Source organism: Propioniciclava sinopodophylli (assembly GCF_004324755.1).
Lineage (GTDB): Bacteria > Actinomycetota > Actinomycetes > Propionibacteriales > Propionibacteriaceae > Propioniciclava > Propioniciclava sinopodophylli.
Map to the genome: position 1 here is coordinate 21,748 of NZ_SDMQ01000017.1, position 15,847 is coordinate 37,594.

The 15,847-nt window shown below is 69.7% G+C and carries 16 protein-coding genes and 1 riboswitch; of the genes, 4 read left to right on the top strand and 12 right to left on the bottom strand.

Going from position 1 to position 15,847, the window contains the following annotated elements; all coding sequences use genetic code 11:
• Window positions 1-23 precede the first annotated feature (23 nt).
• A complete protein-coding gene (gene cbiT, locus ET989_RS13315) occupies window positions 24-590 on the top strand; it encodes a precorrin-6Y C5,15-methyltransferase (decarboxylating) subunit CbiT (RefSeq protein WP_131169794.1) in 567 nt (188 codons plus the stop codon).
• Here the strand turns inward: cbiT and ET989_RS13320 are convergent.
• From ET989_RS13320 to ET989_RS13335, 4 genes are read right to left on the bottom strand one after another with little or no spacing between them, the layout of a single operon-like run.
• Complete coding sequence (locus ET989_RS13320; RefSeq protein WP_241656358.1) at window positions 565-1,392, bottom strand: energy-coupling factor ABC transporter ATP-binding protein; 828 nt, start codon at window positions 1,390-1,392, stop codon at window positions 565-567. The two genes, cbiT and ET989_RS13320, sit on opposite strands and share 26 nt — an antisense overlap.
• Window positions 1,389-2,153: a cobalt ECF transporter T component CbiQ gene (gene cbiQ / locus ET989_RS13325; protein ID WP_131169798.1), complete on the bottom strand. Its 765-nt coding sequence runs from the start codon at window positions 2,151-2,153 to the stop codon at window positions 1,389-1,391. The genes ET989_RS13320 and cbiQ overlap by 4 nt, the downstream gene beginning before the upstream one ends.
• A complete protein-coding gene (locus ET989_RS13330; protein ID WP_131169800.1) occupies window positions 2,153-2,482 on the bottom strand; it encodes an energy-coupling factor ABC transporter substrate-binding protein in 330 nt (109 codons plus the stop codon). Before ET989_RS13330 ends, cbiQ begins: the two co-directional genes overlap by 1 nt.
• The gene (locus tag ET989_RS13335) at window positions 2,475-3,155 is read right to left on the bottom strand and encodes an energy-coupling factor ABC transporter permease (protein ID WP_131169803.1); all 681 of its coding nucleotides are present in this window, start codon (window positions 3,153-3,155) and stop codon (window positions 2,475-2,477) included. The genes ET989_RS13330 and ET989_RS13335 overlap by 8 nt, the downstream gene beginning before the upstream one ends.
• Before the next feature lie 180 nt (window positions 3,156-3,335).
• On the opposite strand from ET989_RS13335, the gene ET989_RS13340 reads away from it, so the two are divergent.
• Both ET989_RS13340 and cobF read left to right on the top strand, forming a co-directional pair.
• Window positions 3,336-4,004: a precorrin-8X methylmutase gene (locus ET989_RS13340; RefSeq protein WP_131169805.1), complete on the top strand. Its 669-nt coding sequence runs from the start codon at window positions 3,336-3,338 to the stop codon at window positions 4,002-4,004.
• On the top strand, window positions 3,997-4,776 hold the full coding sequence (gene cobF / locus ET989_RS13345) for a precorrin-6A synthase (deacetylating) (protein WP_131169807.1): 780 nt from the start codon (window positions 3,997-3,999) through the stop codon (window positions 4,774-4,776). Before ET989_RS13340 ends, cobF begins: the two co-directional genes overlap by 8 nt.
• Before the next feature lie 4 nt (window positions 4,777-4,780).
• Here cobF and nrdF read toward each other — a convergent pair whose 3' ends face one another.
• The 8 genes from nrdF to cobI form a co-directional block, all read right to left on the bottom strand.
• Complete coding sequence (nrdF, locus tag ET989_RS13350) at window positions 4,781-5,755, bottom strand: class 1b ribonucleoside-diphosphate reductase subunit beta (protein ID WP_131169809.1); 975 nt, start codon at window positions 5,753-5,755, stop codon at window positions 4,781-4,783.
• A gap of 23 nt (window positions 5,756-5,778) precedes the next feature.
• Window positions 5,779-7,935, bottom strand: coding sequence for a class 1b ribonucleoside-diphosphate reductase subunit alpha (nrdE, locus tag ET989_RS13355; RefSeq protein ID WP_131169811.1), 2,157 nt, complete (start codon window positions 7,933-7,935; stop codon window positions 5,779-5,781).
• Window positions 7,932-8,318 carry a class Ib ribonucleoside-diphosphate reductase assembly flavoprotein NrdI gene (nrdI, locus tag ET989_RS13360; protein WP_206662372.1) on the bottom strand — a complete coding sequence of 129 codons (387 nt, stop codon included), beginning with the start codon at window positions 8,316-8,318 and terminating at the stop codon, window positions 7,932-7,934. The genes nrdE and nrdI overlap by 4 nt, the downstream gene beginning before the upstream one ends.
• Before the next feature lie 14 nt (window positions 8,319-8,332).
• Window positions 8,333-8,581, bottom strand: coding sequence for a glutaredoxin-like protein NrdH (gene nrdH / locus ET989_RS13365; protein ID WP_131169815.1), 249 nt, complete (start codon window positions 8,579-8,581; stop codon window positions 8,333-8,335).
• 83 nt (window positions 8,582-8,664) lie between these two features.
• Window positions 8,665-8,886: riboswitch (cobalamin riboswitch) on the bottom strand.
• Between the two features lie 91 nt (window positions 8,887-8,977).
• The gene (locus tag ET989_RS13370; protein WP_241656359.1) at window positions 8,978-10,219 is read right to left on the bottom strand and encodes a CbiX/SirB N-terminal domain-containing protein; all 1,242 of its coding nucleotides are present in this window, start codon (window positions 10,217-10,219) and stop codon (window positions 8,978-8,980) included.
• Window positions 10,216-12,696, bottom strand: a complete 2,481-nt coding sequence (gene cobJ, locus ET989_RS13375) for a precorrin-3B C(17)-methyltransferase (RefSeq protein ID WP_131169817.1) — start codon at window positions 12,694-12,696, stop codon at window positions 10,216-10,218. Before cobJ ends, ET989_RS13370 begins: the two co-directional genes overlap by 4 nt.
• Complete coding sequence (gene cobM, locus ET989_RS13380; protein ID WP_131169819.1) at window positions 12,693-13,505, bottom strand: precorrin-4 C(11)-methyltransferase; 813 nt, start codon at window positions 13,503-13,505, stop codon at window positions 12,693-12,695. Before cobM ends, cobJ begins: the two co-directional genes overlap by 4 nt.
• The gene (cobI, locus tag ET989_RS13385) at window positions 13,502-14,242 is read right to left on the bottom strand and encodes a precorrin-2 C(20)-methyltransferase (RefSeq protein WP_131169821.1); all 741 of its coding nucleotides are present in this window, start codon (window positions 14,240-14,242) and stop codon (window positions 13,502-13,504) included. Before cobI ends, cobM begins: the two co-directional genes overlap by 4 nt.
• A gap of 216 nt (window positions 14,243-14,458) precedes the next feature.
• Here cobI and ET989_RS13390 point away from each other — a divergent pair, with 216 nt between their 5' ends.
• Entirely contained in the window at window positions 14,459-15,841 is a 1,383-nt protein-coding gene (locus ET989_RS13390; protein WP_165490179.1) for a PrsW family intramembrane metalloprotease, read from the top strand.
• Window positions 15,842-15,847 lie beyond the last annotated feature (6 nt).

Below are 15,847 nucleotides of genomic sequence, written 5' to 3' on the forward strand. Positions count from 1 at the left end.
GGGCTCCTTGTAGGGTCTGGGTCGTGGATGACTGGGGAACGCTGCCGGGGTTGCCCGACGAGGCCTTCGAGCACGACGGGCTGATCACCAAACTGCACCAGCGGGCCTGCGCGTTCGCGCTGTTGCGTCCCCTGCCAGGGCAGCTGTTGTGGGACATCGGCGCCGGTTCTGGCGCGATGGCCATCGAGTGGTGCCGCGCCGCGCCGGGTGCGCGGGCGATCGGGGTGGAGCGCAAGCCGGAGCGGGCCGCGCGGGCGCGCCGCAACGTCGCGAAGCTCGCGCCCGGGGCCGTCGAGGTGGTGGAGGGTGCCGCCGTCGACGTGGTCGCTGACCTCGAGCCCCCCGATGCCGTGTTCATCGGCGGGGGTGCGACGTCCGGGGTGCTCGACGCCTGCTGGGAGGCGCTGAAGCCCGGCGGGCGGATCGTCGTGCACGGCGTCACGCTGGAGACCGAGGCGATCCTGGCGGACGCGTTCCGGGTCCATGGCGGGCAACTCGCGCGGCTGTCCGTCGAGTTCGCCGAGCCCATCGGCCGGTTCTGGGGCTGGAAACCGTTGCGGCCGGTCACGCAGTGGTCCTGTTCTCGGTGAGGCGGGCCTGGATGAGGGCTGCCATCTCGTCCAACGTCCGCGGGCGCCCGCGCAGCCCCAGGCGGGGGGCGAGGCGGAGCGTCCAGGGCGGGGTGAGCCGGGCAGAGGCCAGCAGGGCCTGATCGTCCAGCATCTCTGCGACGGGGCCCTGGCGGACCATGCCGTCGACGACGATGGCAGCCGCGTCCGCCCACGCCAGGGCCCAGTCGACATCATGAGTGGCGACCAGCAGGCTGGTGCCGTCGCTGTGCAGCCGGTCGAGGATCGCGGTCATCTCGGCGACCCCTTCGGGGTCGAGTCCGGCGGTGGGTTCGTCGAGCAGCAGCACCGATGGGGCCATGGCGATCGCGCCGGCGAGCGCCACCTTCTTCTGCTCGCCGTAGCTGAGTTGGTGCGTGGCGCGTTCGGCCAGGTGCTCGATGCCGAGCATCGCCAGCGTGTCATCAACGCGGGCTCGCACCTCGGCGACCGGTAGCCCGAGGTTCATCGGCCCGAAGCTCACGTCCTGGGTCACGTCGGCGGAAAACAGCTGGTCCGCGGCGTCCTGGAGTACGAGTTGGACGGCCGACCGGTGCTCGCGCAGGCCCCGGCGGCCGTGCTCGAGCCGGACGCCGTCGCGCGCGATGTCGCCCCGCTCAGGACGGTGCGCCCCCGACAAGCAGCGCAGCAGGGTGGTCTTGCCGCAGCCGTTCGCTCCCAGCAGGGCCACCCTGCCCCCGTCGGGCAACGTGATGGAGGCGCCGCTCAGCACCGGCTCGCGGCCGGGGAAGCGGGCGACCAGGTCACGGGCGGTGAGCATCATGTGAGGATCACCGCCAGGTTCGCCGCCCAGACGGCGCCGACGACCGCGAGGGCCGTGGCCAGGAACGCGGGCGAGGCGCTGCGGGCGCGGGGGAGCGTGGGCAGGTCGCCGGTGTAGCCGCGTCCCTCGAGACCGGCCTGGAGGCGGGCCGCGTGGGCCCACGACCGGATCAGGAGTGAGCCGGTGGCGCTCGCGGCGGTGGCGACCGAGATGCGCCCCAACCTGGCCGTTTGGGCCGCGTGGATCGCCAGCGCCGAACTCAGGAGCACGAACAGGAGCCGGTAAGTGAGCGAGGCGATGTCGACCAGGGGAGATGGCATCCCCAGGCTGCGGAGCCAGGTCAGGAGGTCGACCATCGGGGTGGTGGTGGCCAGCAGCATGACGGACAGGGTGCCCGAAACCCCGCGGGAGAAGGCGGTGACGCCCTTGCTGACCGTGGCCGGATCGGCCCACAGCGGCCCCCACGCGAAGAAGGCGTTCGGGGTGGGCGTCCCGCCCAGGACGACCGCAACAGTGACGCCGCCGATCACCAGGAAGGTGAGCGCCGGCGCCATCGCGATCGCCAACGTGCGCGGCGGGATCCGTGCGGGACCGCACGTCAGCGCCACACAGGCGATCGCGACGAGGACGCAGCCGGGCCACGGTGGTGACACCAACGCGGTGACGAGGAGGCCGACGCTGAGCACGACCTTCTCGCCGACGCGCACCGCGCGCCAAGGACCCTGCCACGCCGCGTCGTCGAGGGCGGTGAGGTGGGCCATCAGGTGCGGTTGTGCTCGCTTGCGACCGTTTCGCGTTCGACCTTGCGGCCACGGAGGTTGCCCAGCGCGTAGCCCAGGACGCCGGCCCCGAGGGCCGCCTGCAGGCCGAACAGGCCCGACTCGATCTCGCCGGACCCGGGCTCGAAGATGGGATCGAACCAGGGCTCGGTCCCGTCCTGTTCGAGCATGGTGGTGACCGCGGCGTCCGTGCCGCCGAAGGCTTCCTCATCAGGTGAGGTGGGCCGGGGGGCCAGCGCGAACGGCATGGCGAAGAGGATCACGAGCAGGGCCACCAACACGGGGGTGATCCATCGATTCTGCTCACGCATGGGCGGCGTCCTTCACGGGAGCGGCGATGATGCCGCGGCGGGCGAGTTCGGGAGGGACGACCTTGGCCAGGAAGCGGAACAGCAGGACGCCGACGATGCCTTCCATGATGGCGAGCGGGACTTGGGTGAGGGCGAACACCGTGGCGAACTTGCCGAAGGCCCCGAGCAGGTCGGGGTCGGGGTAGGCCAGCGCCAGCTGCAACGACGTCACCACGTAGGTGACCAGGTTGGCCGTGGCCATCGCGAAGAAGACGCTGACCTCCATGGGCGCCCGGGCACCGCGCAGGGCGACCCAGACCGCGTAGCCGGCCCACGGGCCGGCGATGGCCATGGAGAACACGTTCGCGCCCAGGGTGGTGAGGCCGCCGTGGGCCAGGAGCAGGGCCTGGAACACGAGGACGACCGTGCCCATGAAGGCCATCACGGGTGGCTTGAACAAGATGGCACCTGCGCCGGTGCCGGTGGGGTGGGAGGAACTGCCGGTGACGCTGGGCAGCTTGATGGCGCTCATCATGAACGTGAACGCCCCCGCGGCAGCGAGCAACAGCTTGCTCTCGGGGTTCTCCTTGGCCTGAGTGATGACGGATCGTGCCCCGTGCACCACGAACGGCGCCGAGGCCAAGCCCCAGACGACGCAGTGGGTGAGGGGTAGGAACCCTTCAGCAATGTGCATCAGCACTCGTCCCTTCTCGAGATGGCGCGTCTCGATCCTGGTCCGACGAATCGAGTTCCTGACTTCCCGCTGATGCGGTGCACAGTGGCGCGACCGTGCCGGCTCCTCCCGGCTTCCTCGTCACTCGTCGGGCACTATGAGATGGTGCCTTTACCTTCCCACAGCGGCGAAAGGAACGCCATGAGCGACGCCCCTTCCTACGACTACCTCACCGACGGGGCGGCCATCTACGCCGAGTCGTTCCGGATCATCCGGGAGGAGTCCGACTTGGGGCGCTTCCCCGACGACCTCTCGAAGGTAGTCGTCCGCATGATCCACGCCGCCGCCCAGACCGACCTGGTCGACGACATCGCGTGGACGCGCGGCGTCGTGGCGTCCTGCCGCGCAGCCCTGATCGCCGGGGCGCCGATCCTGTGCGACTCGTCGATGGTCGCCACCGGCATCATCCGATCCCGGCTGCCTGCGAACAACGAGGTGGTCTGCCACCTGCGCGACCCACGACTGGCGGCGTTGGCGTCCGAGTTGGGCACGACGAAGACCGCTGCGGCCATCGAGTTGTGGAAGCCGCAACTGGAGGGCGCGGTCGTGGCGATCGGGAACGCGCCGACGTCGCTGTTCAGGCTGCTGGAGGTGGTGCGCGACACCGGCGTGAAGCCCGCGGGCGTGATCGGCATCCCGGTCGGGTTCGTGGGTGCGGCCGAGTCGAAGGCAGCGCTGGCCGAGAACCCGTTCGGGCTCGAGTTCCTGACCGTGCTCGGACGCCGTGGCGGCTCGGCCATCGCGGTGGCCGCGGTGAACGCCATCGCGTCGACCGCCGAGACCACCAACGAGGCCCGCACCGATGCGTGAGCTGGTGCTGATCGGGGTCGGAGCCGGGGATCCGGAGTGGGTGACCCTCGCGGCCGTCCGCGCGATCCAGGAGATCGACGTCCTGTTCGTCGTGGTCAAGGAGCGCGAGTACGACGACCTCGTCGAGGCGCGGCGTTCGATCATCGAGCGGCACCGGACCCGTCCGCTGACGATGGTCGAACTGCTCGACCCGCCCCGGCCGTGGCAGTCGGTGCCGGACTATCCGGCGGCGGTGGCTGCCTGGCGGGCGCATCGACTGGAGTCGTGGGGCCAGGCGGTCGCCGGGCACCTGGGCGAGGGGCAGAGTGGTGGCTTCCTGGTCTGGGGCGACCCGAGCCTGTACGAGAGCACGCTGGCGATCGTGGAACAACTGGTGGCGTCGGCGTCCGAGGAGATCACCTACCGGGTGATCCCCGGCGTGAGCAGCGTGTTGGCGCTGGCCGCGGCGCATCGGATTCCGCTGAACCGGCAGGGCAGGGCCGTGCAGATCTCGCCCGCCCGAATGCTGGCGGGCGGTATGCCCGAGGGCGTGGACGACGTGGTGGTGATGCTCGACGGCAAGCAGGCGTTCGCGTCCATTGACCCGGCCGGGCTCGACATCTACTGGGGTGCGTACCTGGGTACACCCGAGCAACTGTTGGTCAGCGGCCCGTTGGGGGACGTGGCCGAGGAGATCATCCGGGTGCGTGCGGACGCCGCCGCGCGCCTCGGGTGGGTGTTCGACACCTACCTGCTCCGGCGTCGGGACCGGGAGCCGGCGCGCGGCGGTTGATCGCTCAGAACTCCCAGTCCTCGTCCTCGGTGTTGACGGCCTTGCCCATCACATAGGACGACCCCGACCCGGAGAAGAAGTCGTGGTTCTCGTCCGCGTTGGGGGACAGTGCGGCCAGGATGGCCGGCGAAACCGCCACGGCTTCCTTGGGGAACAGCCCTTCGTAGCCCAGGTTCATCAGGGCCTTGTTGGCGTTGTAGCGCAGGAACATCTTGACGTCCTCGGTCAGGCCGATCGGGTCGTAGAGGTCCTCGGTGTAGGACTCCTCGTTGTCGTAGAGCTCGAACAACAGGTCGAAGGTGTAGTCCTTCAACTCGTCGCGGCGGGCCTGGTCGGCCTCCTTGAGTGCCTGCTGGTACTTGTAGCCGATGTAGTAGCCATGGACGGCCTCGTCGCGGATGATGAGGCGGATCAGGTCGGCGGTGTTGGTCAGCTTCGCCCGGCTGGACCAGTACATGGGGGCGTAGAAGCCGGAGTAGAACAGGAACGACTCCAGCATGGTGGAGGCGACCTTGCGCTTCTCGGGGTCCTCGCCGTAGTAGTAGTCGAGGATGATCTGCGCCTTGCGCTGCAGGTACTCGTTCTCCTCGCTCCAGCGGAAGGCCTCGTCGATCTCAGCGGTCGGGATCAGCGTCGAGAAGATGGAGCTGTAGCTCTTGGCGTGCACCGACTCCATGAAGGCGATGTTGGTGTAGACGGCCTCCTCGTGGGGCGTCCGGGCGTCGGGGATGAGCGACACCGCACCCACGGTCCCCTGGATCGTGTCCAGCATGGTCAGGCCCGTGAAGACGCGCGTGGTCATGAGTTGTTCGTACGGCTTGAGGGTGCGCCAGCTGGGGATGTCGTTGGACAGGGGCACCTTCTCGGGCAGCCAGAAGTTGCTGGTCAGCCGGTCCCAGACGTCTTGGTCGATGTCGTCGGTGATGCGGTTCCAGTTGATGGCCTGGACGCCGCGCAGCAGGGTGGGTTTCCTGGTCATGGTTGTTTCTCGCTTCCAATTGGTCAGAGCATGCAGCTGACGCAGCCGTCTACCTCGGTGCCCGCGAGCGCTAGCTGCCGCAGTCGGATGTAGTAGAGGGTCTTGATGCCCTTGCGCCAGGCGTAGATCTGGGCCCTGTTGATGTCTCGCGTGGTGGCCGTGTCGGGGAAGAACAGCGTCAGCGACAGGCCTTGATCGACGTGCTTGGTCGCCTCGGCGTAGGTGTCGATGATCTTCTCCGGGCCGATCTCGTAGGCGTCGGCGTAGTACTCCAGGTTGTCGTTGGTCATGAAGGGCGCCGGGTAGTAGACGCGGCCGATCTTGCCCTCCTTGCGGATCTCGACCTTGGCCACGATGGGGTGGATCGAGCTCGTGGAGTGGTTGATGTAGCTGATCGATCCGGTCGGGGGCACCGCCTGCAGGTTCTGGTTGTACAGCCCGTGCTCGGCCACCTCCGACGCCAGCGCGCGCCAGTCCTGGGGCGTGGGCAGGTGGATGGCGGCGTCCGCGAACAGCTGCGCGACCTTCGGTGTCCGCGGCGTCCAGTCGCCGTCGATGTACTTGGTGAAGTACTCACCACTGGCGTACGCGCTGCGCTCGAATCCGTCGAACCGCTCGCCGCGCTCACGGGCGATCCGGCAGGAGGCCGCGACGGCGTGGAACGTCACCGTGTAGAAGTACAGGTTGGTGAAGTCGAGGCCCTCGTCGGATCCGTAGTGGATGGATTCGCGCGCGAGGTAGCCGTGCAGGTTCATCTGGCCCAGGCCGATGGCGTGGCTCATCGCGTTACCGCGCTCGATGCTGGGGGCGCAGGCGATGTTGGACTGGTCGGAGACGGCCGTCAGGGCCCGCACGGCGGTCTCGATGGTCTGCCCGAAGTGTGGCGAATCCATCGCCTTGGCGATGTTGAGCGAGCCCAGGTTGCAGGAGATGTCCTTGCCGACCTCGTCGAAGCCCAGGTCCTCGGTGTAGGTCGAGGGCGTCGAGACTTGCAGGATCTCCGAGCACAGGTTCGACATCGTCACGCGACCGTCGATCGGGTTGGCGGCGTTCACCGAGTCCTCGAACATCAGGTACGGGTAGCCGGACTCGAACTGGATCTCGGCGAGGGTCTGGAAGAACTTGCGGGCGTTGATCTTCTTCTTCGTGATCCGCTTGTCCTCGACCATCTCCCGGTACTTCTCGGTGACGGAGATCTCGCTGAATGCGACGCCGTAGACCCGTTCGATGTCGTAGGGGCTGAACAGGTACATGTCCTCGTTGTTGCGCGCCAGCTCGAAGGTGATGTCCGGGATCACGACGCCGAGGCTGAGGGTCTTGATGCGGATCTTCTCGTCGGCGTTCTCCCGCTTGGTATCGAGGAAGGCCAGGATGTCGGGGTGATGCGCGTGCAGGTACACCGCGCCTGCACCCTGGCGGGCGCCGAGCTGGTTGGCGTAGGAGAACGAGTCCTCCAGCAGTTTCATCACCGGGATCACTCCGGACGACTGGTTCTGGATCTTCTTGATCGGCGCGCCCTCATTGCGGATGTTCGTCAGGGACAGCGCGACGCCCCCTCCGCGCTTGGACAACTGCAACGAGGAGTTGATCGCCCGAGCGATGGACTCCATGTTGTCCTCGATGCGCAGCAGGAAGCAGGAGACCAGCTCGCCCCGGGACGCCTTGCCGGCGTTCAGGAATGTCGGGGTGGCCGGCTGGAAGCGTCCGGCCATGATCTCATCGACGATGCTCTCGGCGAGCGGACGGTCACCCGCGGCCAGCGTCAGCGCCACCAGACAGACCCGATCCTCGAACCGCTCGAGGTAGCGGCGGCCGTCGAAGGTCTTGAGCGTGTAGGAGGTGTAGTACTTGAACGCGCCCATGAACGTCGGGAACCGGAACTTCACCGCGTACGCACGCTTGAACAGGGCCTTGACGAAGTCGAAGTCGTAGGCAGCCAGCACCTCGGGCTCGTAGTAGCCCTCCTCGACGAGGTAGTCGAGTTTCTCGCGCAGCGAATGGAAGAAGACGGTGTTCTGGTTGACGTGCTGCAGGAAGTACTCGCGCGCCGCCTGCCGGTCGGCCTCGAACTGGATGCGGCCGTCGGCGTCGTAGAGGTTCAACAGCGCGTTGAGGGCGTGGTAGTCGCGTTCGCCGGCGACGGTCTCGTCGCCGGTGTCGGTGAGCAGCGTGGTGGTCATGGGTGCAAGAGCCTTTCGTGGATGCGCTCGACGTCGTCGGGCGTGCCCAGCAGTTCGAAGCGGTCGAGGTGCGGCACGTGGCACTTGCGGGCCACGATGTCGCCGGCCAGGCAGTAGGCCTCGCCGAAGTTGGTGTTACCGGCGGAGATCACTCCGCGCAGGAGGGCCCGGTTGTCCGGGTTGTTGAGGAACCGAATCACCTGCTTGGGCACAGCCCCGCCGGTGTTGCCGCCCCCGTAGGTCGGCACGATGAGCACGTACGGATCCTGGACCGTCAGCGGCTCATCGTGGGCGCGCAGCGGGATGCGGGCGGCATCCACCCGCAGCTTCTGCACGAAGCGGTGGGTGTTTTCCGACGCCGACGAGAAGTAGACGACGCGCACGGCAGGTCGCGCGCTCAGGCGACGTGGACGCGCTGCGCCGCAGCCTTGATGCGGTCCGGGCGGAAACCGGCCCAGTGGTCATCGCCGTCGACCACGACCGGAACCTGCTGGTAGCCCATCGCCATCACGTCGAGGAGGGCAGCCTCGTCCTCGGCCAGGTCGATCACCTCGTAGTGGAGGCCGAGCTTGTCCATGGCGCGGTAGGTCGCCGTGCACTGAACGCAGGCGGGCTTGCTGTAGACGGTGATGGTGCTGGTCGACATGCTCTCTCCTCGAAGCAAGGGGACTCGAGGGCAGGGGAGCGCACAGCGCCCTGGTCTTCCCACGAGACCGATGGTAGGAAACCGGGCGAGCCCGGGCGCTGGCAGGTCTTCGGACTCGAGGGCGGGCGCGGACGCGCTTGCCTAGTGGGCGACGCTTCCCAGCCGTGCGGCCAGTGCTTGATGTCGCCGTTCGTTCCCTCTTACCGCTGCGGGGCAGTCCCGGATTCGCACCGGGTTCCCTCTTGCCTCGCCTCAACCCCTACATGTTGTGGGTGCCTTGGCGAACCAGCACTACGGATAGTAATCACATCGATGTAATCTGTAAAGCCCTTCCCCGCTGCCCGGAGTCGGCCGGAGTCGGCCGCACCGGGGCGTCGGGTCGCCGGTGGGGCGGTGTCACAAGGCCGCGATGGCCGCGACGGCGGCGTCCCGGGCCCGCTTCGAGCGATGGGGCACGCGGTCGCCGATGACGCCCACGGTGAGGCCCTCGAACGTGCCGGTGGCCGGCGTCCGGGCGGTGCCGGCGTCGGACCGGTCGGCGCGCACGCAGAAGATGCCGCGCGCCTCGCAGGCGTCGGCGACCATCGCGTTGGCGTCCGGATCGTCGGTGGCGGCGATGGCGTACCGGGCGCCTTCCACGTCGGACTCGGTGACCGGACGCAGCTCAAGCGTGAGGGCACCACCGAACGCCCAGGCTTCGAGGTCGGGGCAGGCAGCGAGGGCGACGACGTGCAACTCGGCGCCCGCGGCGAGCAGTGCGGGAACGCGGCGTGCGGCGACCGTGCCCGCACCGGCCATGAGCACCCGGCGGCCGCGCAGGTCGAGCCCGGCCAGGTACATCGGTGAGCCTTCCCCAGGCGATGTGTGCAGTCCCCGCCGCCCGGCCGATGCCTTGGCGGCGCCCGTCCGATAGCGGTCGACGACGACCTCGGCCAGAGCGTCGCAGTCGCCAATGACGTCGGCCAGCCGGACCTCGATCCCGTGGTTGGCCGCCCAGTCTGCCGCCTGTTTGGCCGCCGAGTTCTGCAGCCGGCCGGGGAACATGTAGTTCGGCGCGATCACGATGCGCTGGAACCCCACCGCCTTGAGCTGGTTCAGCGCGTCGATCAGCGACGGACGCACCACCTGGATGTAGGCGGGCACCGTGAACCCGTAACCGCCCTCCTCCCCGACAACCCGGCTCAGGCGCGCGTGATCGGCGTTGGCCCGGGTCACCGAACACCCGCGGCCGAGGAAGACGACACCGACCTGCTCGGGCGTCCAGTCGCCGAGCTGCGCCGCGACGCGCTCGATGACGGCCGCGCGCAGGCGGGAGTCCGGACCCAGGTGCGGGGTCGTGATGACCGTCGCGGAACCCACGCGGGCGCAGCCCTCGGCGACCGCCTCAGGGATGTCCTCCAACACGTGGCCGCCCTGGCCCAGCATCAGCGGCACGACGACGGCGCGTCGGTCGGGCTGCGTCTCGAGCGCGGACGCCAGCGCATCGGCGATGGTGGGGGTGTCGAGCTCGACGTAGGCGTCCCGGACGTCGACGTCGGACAGCATGGCTGCCACCCGCTGTGTGAGGGCGCGGCCGACGGCCTGGCCCTCGGCGGAGCGGGTGCCGTGGATCGCGATGACGAGCGCAGGGTTGTTCACAGGGACTCCTTGTCGGGGTTCATCCAGTGGTAGTCCCGCGGGGTCACCATCGCGGACGCCCCTTGTCCCGTCGGCACGAGCTTGGTCGTGGACGATCCCACGATCACGATCGAGTGCATGTCGACCCAGTCCGGGTCGAAGTCGGCCAGCGCGGCGACGCGGTGGTTCTGGTTCGGGCGGGAGGCATCCTGCACGACGGCGACCGGTGTCGTGGGTGGACGCCGTGCGCCCAGGATCTCCAGGGCGCGGGGCAGGTGCGCCAGCCGCTTCTTACTGCGCGGGTTGTAGAGCGCGACCACGAAATCGCCGTCGGCTGCTGCCTGCAGGCGACGCTCGATGGTGTACCAATCGGTGTGCAGGTCGCTGAGCGAGATCGTGACGTGGTCGTGCCCCAGCGGCGCACCGAGGATCGCCGACGCCGCCAACTCAGCGGTCACGCCCGGCACCACCTGGACGTCCACGCCCTCGGTGCCCTTCTCGAGCAGCGGTGAGGCCATCGCGTAGATCGCCGGGTCGCCGCCGCAGACCAGCGACACCGAGCGCCCCTCCCGGGCCTTGGCGATGGCGAACTCGATGCGGTGCTCCTCGGTGCCCATGCCGATGGCCATGATCTCGGTTCCGGGGCGCAACAGATGCCGGATCTGCGCCACATAGGGCCGGTACCCGACCACCACGGCGGATGCGCGCAGGACGTCGCGGGCGCGGGGCGTCAACAGGTCGTCGGCACCCGGGCCGAGCCCCACGACGGCCAGCGTGCCGATGGGGGCGATTCGGCCGATCGCGATGGTCGCCTCGCCATTCTTGCGCTTCTCGACGATGAGGTCCGCTCCGTGCGCGACCACGGACGCCTCCGCCACGCTCGGTGTGCCCACCGCCGTCAGCGGGGCGTCGCTCGGGTTGGGGACGGTGACGTCCGCGAGGACGTCAGCGGGGTAGGTGATGAACGGCACCCCGAGTTGGGCGGCCAGCTGGATCAGGCCCGCCTCGTCGGCCTTGGCGTCCACGCTGGTCAGCGCCGTGATCGACGCCCGCGCCCACCCGCTCTCGGCGAGGGTTTGGCCGAGCAGGACGTCGAGCGTGGTGGCAGGAGTGCCGCGGTTGCAGCCCATGCCGACGACCAGGCTCTTGGGGTGGAGGGTGACGGTCGGCAGGTCGTGGGCGGCGGAGTCGGGCGGCGGAGCCTCAGCGTCCGAGACCACGATGCGGGCGGCCGGGTCGCCGAGATCGGGGAGCTCGGTCTCGTGGGTACCTCGGCGCTCAACGCGCGCGACCCCCGGCTCGCGGACGTTCGTCGGCAGCGGCGGGAGCGGCCACGGCTGTTCGCGGACAAGTTGCACGGGCGCCCCGTCGAGCAGGGCGCGGGTGACGCCGGCGAGATCGCCGGAGGTGGCCCAGCCGAGTGTGTCCAGTCCCGGGATACCCGTGGCGTCGGTGGCCGTGGTGACCGCCGGGGTCGCGCCGAGGATGTCCGCCACCCGGCGGGCCAGTTCATTGGCGCCGCCGACGTGTCCACCGACCAGGGGCACGACGAACGCAGCGGCCTCGTCGACCACCACCACGCCCGGGTCGGTCTTCTTGTCGGCGAGAAGGGGCGCGATCAGCCGGGTGGTGGCGCCGAGGGCGAGGTGGCTGATGATCAGGTCGCACTCGGCCCACGCGGCGGCGAGGTGCTCGGACGCCTTGCCGTCGTAGCGCCGAGTCGCCCCCAGGGCTGCATCGATGGCGTCGGCGTGGGCCCGTGCGGCGGGAGAGTTGGTGAGTTGGCCGAGCACGCGGGCGGCACGGTCAGCGGGACGCACCGGGGCCGGTGCCGACGCCGGACGGGTGGCCGCGGGGGCCGCGCCGGCGAGGCCGGACTGGGTGCCGAGGGCCGCGGGGTCATCAGGATGGTGGGCCAGCACCAGCACCACGTGTGGCTGGGCCGGCTCGGTGACGCGCAGCGCTTCGGCTTCGTTCAGCACGCGGACCCGCTCGTCGGCCTCGCCCAGCCGCTCGGCCAACACGTACCAGCGCCCCAGCCCGGTGGTCGCAGAGACGATCTGTGGCAGTCCCGTCCGGTGGTCGGTCAGGACGCCGACCTTCGGGTGCTCCCCGCACGCCAACAGCGCCGGGGTCGGGTCATTGCCGTGGGCGGACACGAACAGGGCGTCGTCCCAGGGCAGGGCCACTGCGGCGAACGCGGCCGGCAGCGAGCCCACCTCGGGCACGACACGCACGGGCAGTCCTGCCATGCGGATCCGCCGCACGACGCCGTAGAACAGTGGGTCGCCGGACGCGATGACCACGGCGTCCTCGCCGTCCTGCAACGCAGACAGTGCCTCGATCGCCGGGGTGATGGGACCCAGGACCACGCGTCGGGGTTCCGGGACGCCGAGCGCGTCCAAATGGCGCAGCCCGCCGACCACCAGGGAAGCTGTGCCGAGGGCGTCCACCAGCGAAGGGCGGGGGGAGCCCAGGTAGCCGAACACGGTGATCATGCCCGGGCCCCCTTCGTGCGCAGGTCGTCGGCGGCGGCCGGGTCGGCGGCACGGTACTCGTGCCGGAAACCGGGGTGGTACAGGTGCGAGCGCTTCGCCACGGGGGCCTCGGCCAGGGCAGGGCCGACCAGGATCACCGTGTGCTTCCACCAGTGGTGGTCCTTCATCGTGGCCGACAGCTCGTCCAGACGACACCGAATCAGCACCTCGTCGGGCCAGCTCACCTTGTGCCCGATGATCACGGGCGTTTCGGGCGGGTAGCCGCCGGCGAGCAGTTCCTCCTGCAGGGCCCGGTTGCGCGCGGCCGACAGGTACAGCGCCATCGTGGTGCCGTGGCGCGCAAATTCCCGGACGCGCTCGCGCGGCGGCATGGGCGTCCGGCCGCCCTCGAGGCGGGTGAGGATCAACGACTGGGCCACCTCGGGCAGCGTCAGCTCGACCTCCGCTGCGGCGGCAGCCGCCGAGAAGGCGGACACCCCCGGGATCGACTCGAACGCGATGCCGACCGCGCGGCACTGGTCGCGTTGCTCGGCGGTGGCCCCGTAGATGGCCGGGTCTCCGGTGTGCACCCGAGCCACCAGCAGGCCCTCGTCGCGGGCCCGCTCGTACAGCGGGGTGAGGTCTTCCAGCGAGGCGGAGGCGGAGTCGATCAACTCGGCACCGCGCTTGTGGCCGGCGACCAGATCGGGGCTGACCAGAGAGGACGCCCAGATGATGATGTCGGCCTCGGCGAGGACGCGCGCGCCGCGCACCGTGATCAGGTCGGGGGCGCCTGGACCGGCCCCGACGAAGACGACCTTTCCCTTCACAGCCTGCCTCCTCGTTGGGCGCGGCGCCCGGTGATGATCATGGTCCCGAAGTAAGGCACCTCGTCGAAGTCGGCGGGGGAGCCGATGACCTGCTCGGGCGTCCCCACGTTGATGCCCACGATCGCCTCGGCGTCCTCGCCCAACCTGTCGACGTACTCGCGCAGCTCGGCGTAGTGCCGGCCGATCTTGTAGGCGACGATCGTGTCCGCCTCGGCTCCCAGCGCGGCCAGGTCGCCGACGCCGCGCTTGACCGGGACGAGACCCAAACGCTCATCGCCCTCGACCAACGGCGTCCGAGACGCCGCGGCCAGCGCCTGCATCGCCGTGATGCCCGGCACCACCTCGACCTCGACGTCGCCGAACCGTTCGAGGACGGCGTCGGCCAGGTAGCTGAACGTCGAGTACACGCTGGGATCGCCCACGGTTGCGAACGCCACCACGTCGGCCCCGGTCTCGAAGGCGTCGCAGGCGACCGCGGCAGACGTCTGCCACGCAGCAGCCCGGCGCGCGGTCACGCCGGACGGGTCACTCATGCTGAAAGGCACACGAACGATCCGCGAGGAGGCCTCCGGGCAGGCGGCGGCGAGCACACGTTCGGCGCGTCCGGGTCCGTCGCCGGACGCCTCGGTTGCGGGGACCAGAACGACATCCGCAGTGCTGACAATGCGGTGGGCTTTGAGGGTGAGAAGATCGGGATCGCCCGGACCAACGCCGACCCCTATCAAGCGGCGGGACATCGCATGCCTCTCCGGCCCCTGCTGCGGAGGCCACGATGGGGCGCCGGGCCAGGCGACCGGGCTCGTCCCCTCGATCGGGGCATCACCGTTGCGCGACAGCATCGGGATCACACCGACTTCGCTGGATTCGACGCGCCGGCCATCGGCCGACGCCGTCAAACTACCACTGTGAAGCTGCCGGGCACGCCGTCGGTCTTCCCGACTACGCTGGGGCGCATGAGTCTCGACCACCTCGCGCTGCGCGAACGCCGCGCGAACGGGCTCCCGGTCGAGCCGACCGGCCCGCAGCAGCACTGGGCCAGGCGCATCCTCACCAGCCCGTACACGTGGCTGCTCATCGGAATGACGCTCATCTTCGCCGCCTGCCTGTGGTGGATGTACGCCACCTCGATGCAGGACACCCCGGTCGAGGGCGGCGTGATCCCCGGCCTCAACGCCTCGGCGATCCGGCGCTCGGCCCAGCTCGCGCTGCCGACGCTCGCCGCGTGGATCGTGGTGTTCCTCGCCGTCGACCGCTTCCGGCCCATGCGCCCCATCCTGTGGTGGCTCGCGCTCGGCTGGGGTGCGGCGGTCGCCACGGCGCTGTCGATGGTGATCAACACGTGGGCCGGCCAGGAGATGGCGATCGTCGGCAACGGCGACCCCGCGACGGGCGCCCGCACGGCCGTCTTCGTCGCCCCCTTCGTCGAGGAGGCCACCAAGGCCACGATCCTGTTCCTGATCGCGATGGCGCTGCGCCACCGGCTGGTCACGCGCATCCAGGGCGTCGCGCTCGCCGGGCTGTCCGGGGCGGGCTTCGCCTTCACCGAGAACATCCTCTACTACAGCCGCGCCATCGTGTACGCCTCGACGACCATCGAAGCAGGTGACCCCGAGGCCGCACTGAACGAGATCGTCCTCCTGCGCGGCCTCAAGACCGCCTTCGGCCACCCCCTGTTCACCGTGCTCGCGGGCATCGCCCTGGTCATCGCGCTGCGGTCGGCGAGCAAGACCGTGCGCATCCTCGCCCCGGTCGCCGGCTACCTCGTCGCCGCGCTGGCCCACATGGTCTTCAACTTCCTGGCCAGCACCGGCACGGATGCCAACTCGATGGCCATCATCGGCTGGATCATCACCCTCAGCATCGCCATCCAGGTGGTCCGGGCGGTGCTCGCCGAGGGCCGCCGCCACCGCGACCGCCTGGCCGACTACGTCGCCATGTGCTGGCTGCCCGAGGAGGCCGTCGTCGCGTTCAGCCGCCAGCGCACCCGCTGGCACAGCCTCTTCAACGCGATCAGCTACGGCTGGCGTCCGTGGCTGGCCACCCTCCGCCTGCAGCGGACGATGAGCGAGCTCGTCCACCTGCGCGACTCGATGGTGCGCGGCCTCGTGGACGCCGCGGGTCACGGACGCGAGCGCGAGCTGCTCCAGCGCTCCCGCGAGCTGTGGCCGATCGCCATCACCGACCCCAAGGTGCAGCGCTTCCAGCTGCCCCGCATCCCGAACCCCCTGCGCCGCTTCCGTCGCCGCCGCACGGTGCCTGCCACTACGGGGGACGTGCCGCTAGGCTCGCCGCAGTATTCACCGGTGGATCCCCGGTGGGCGCCACCGAAAGGGTAGGACGGG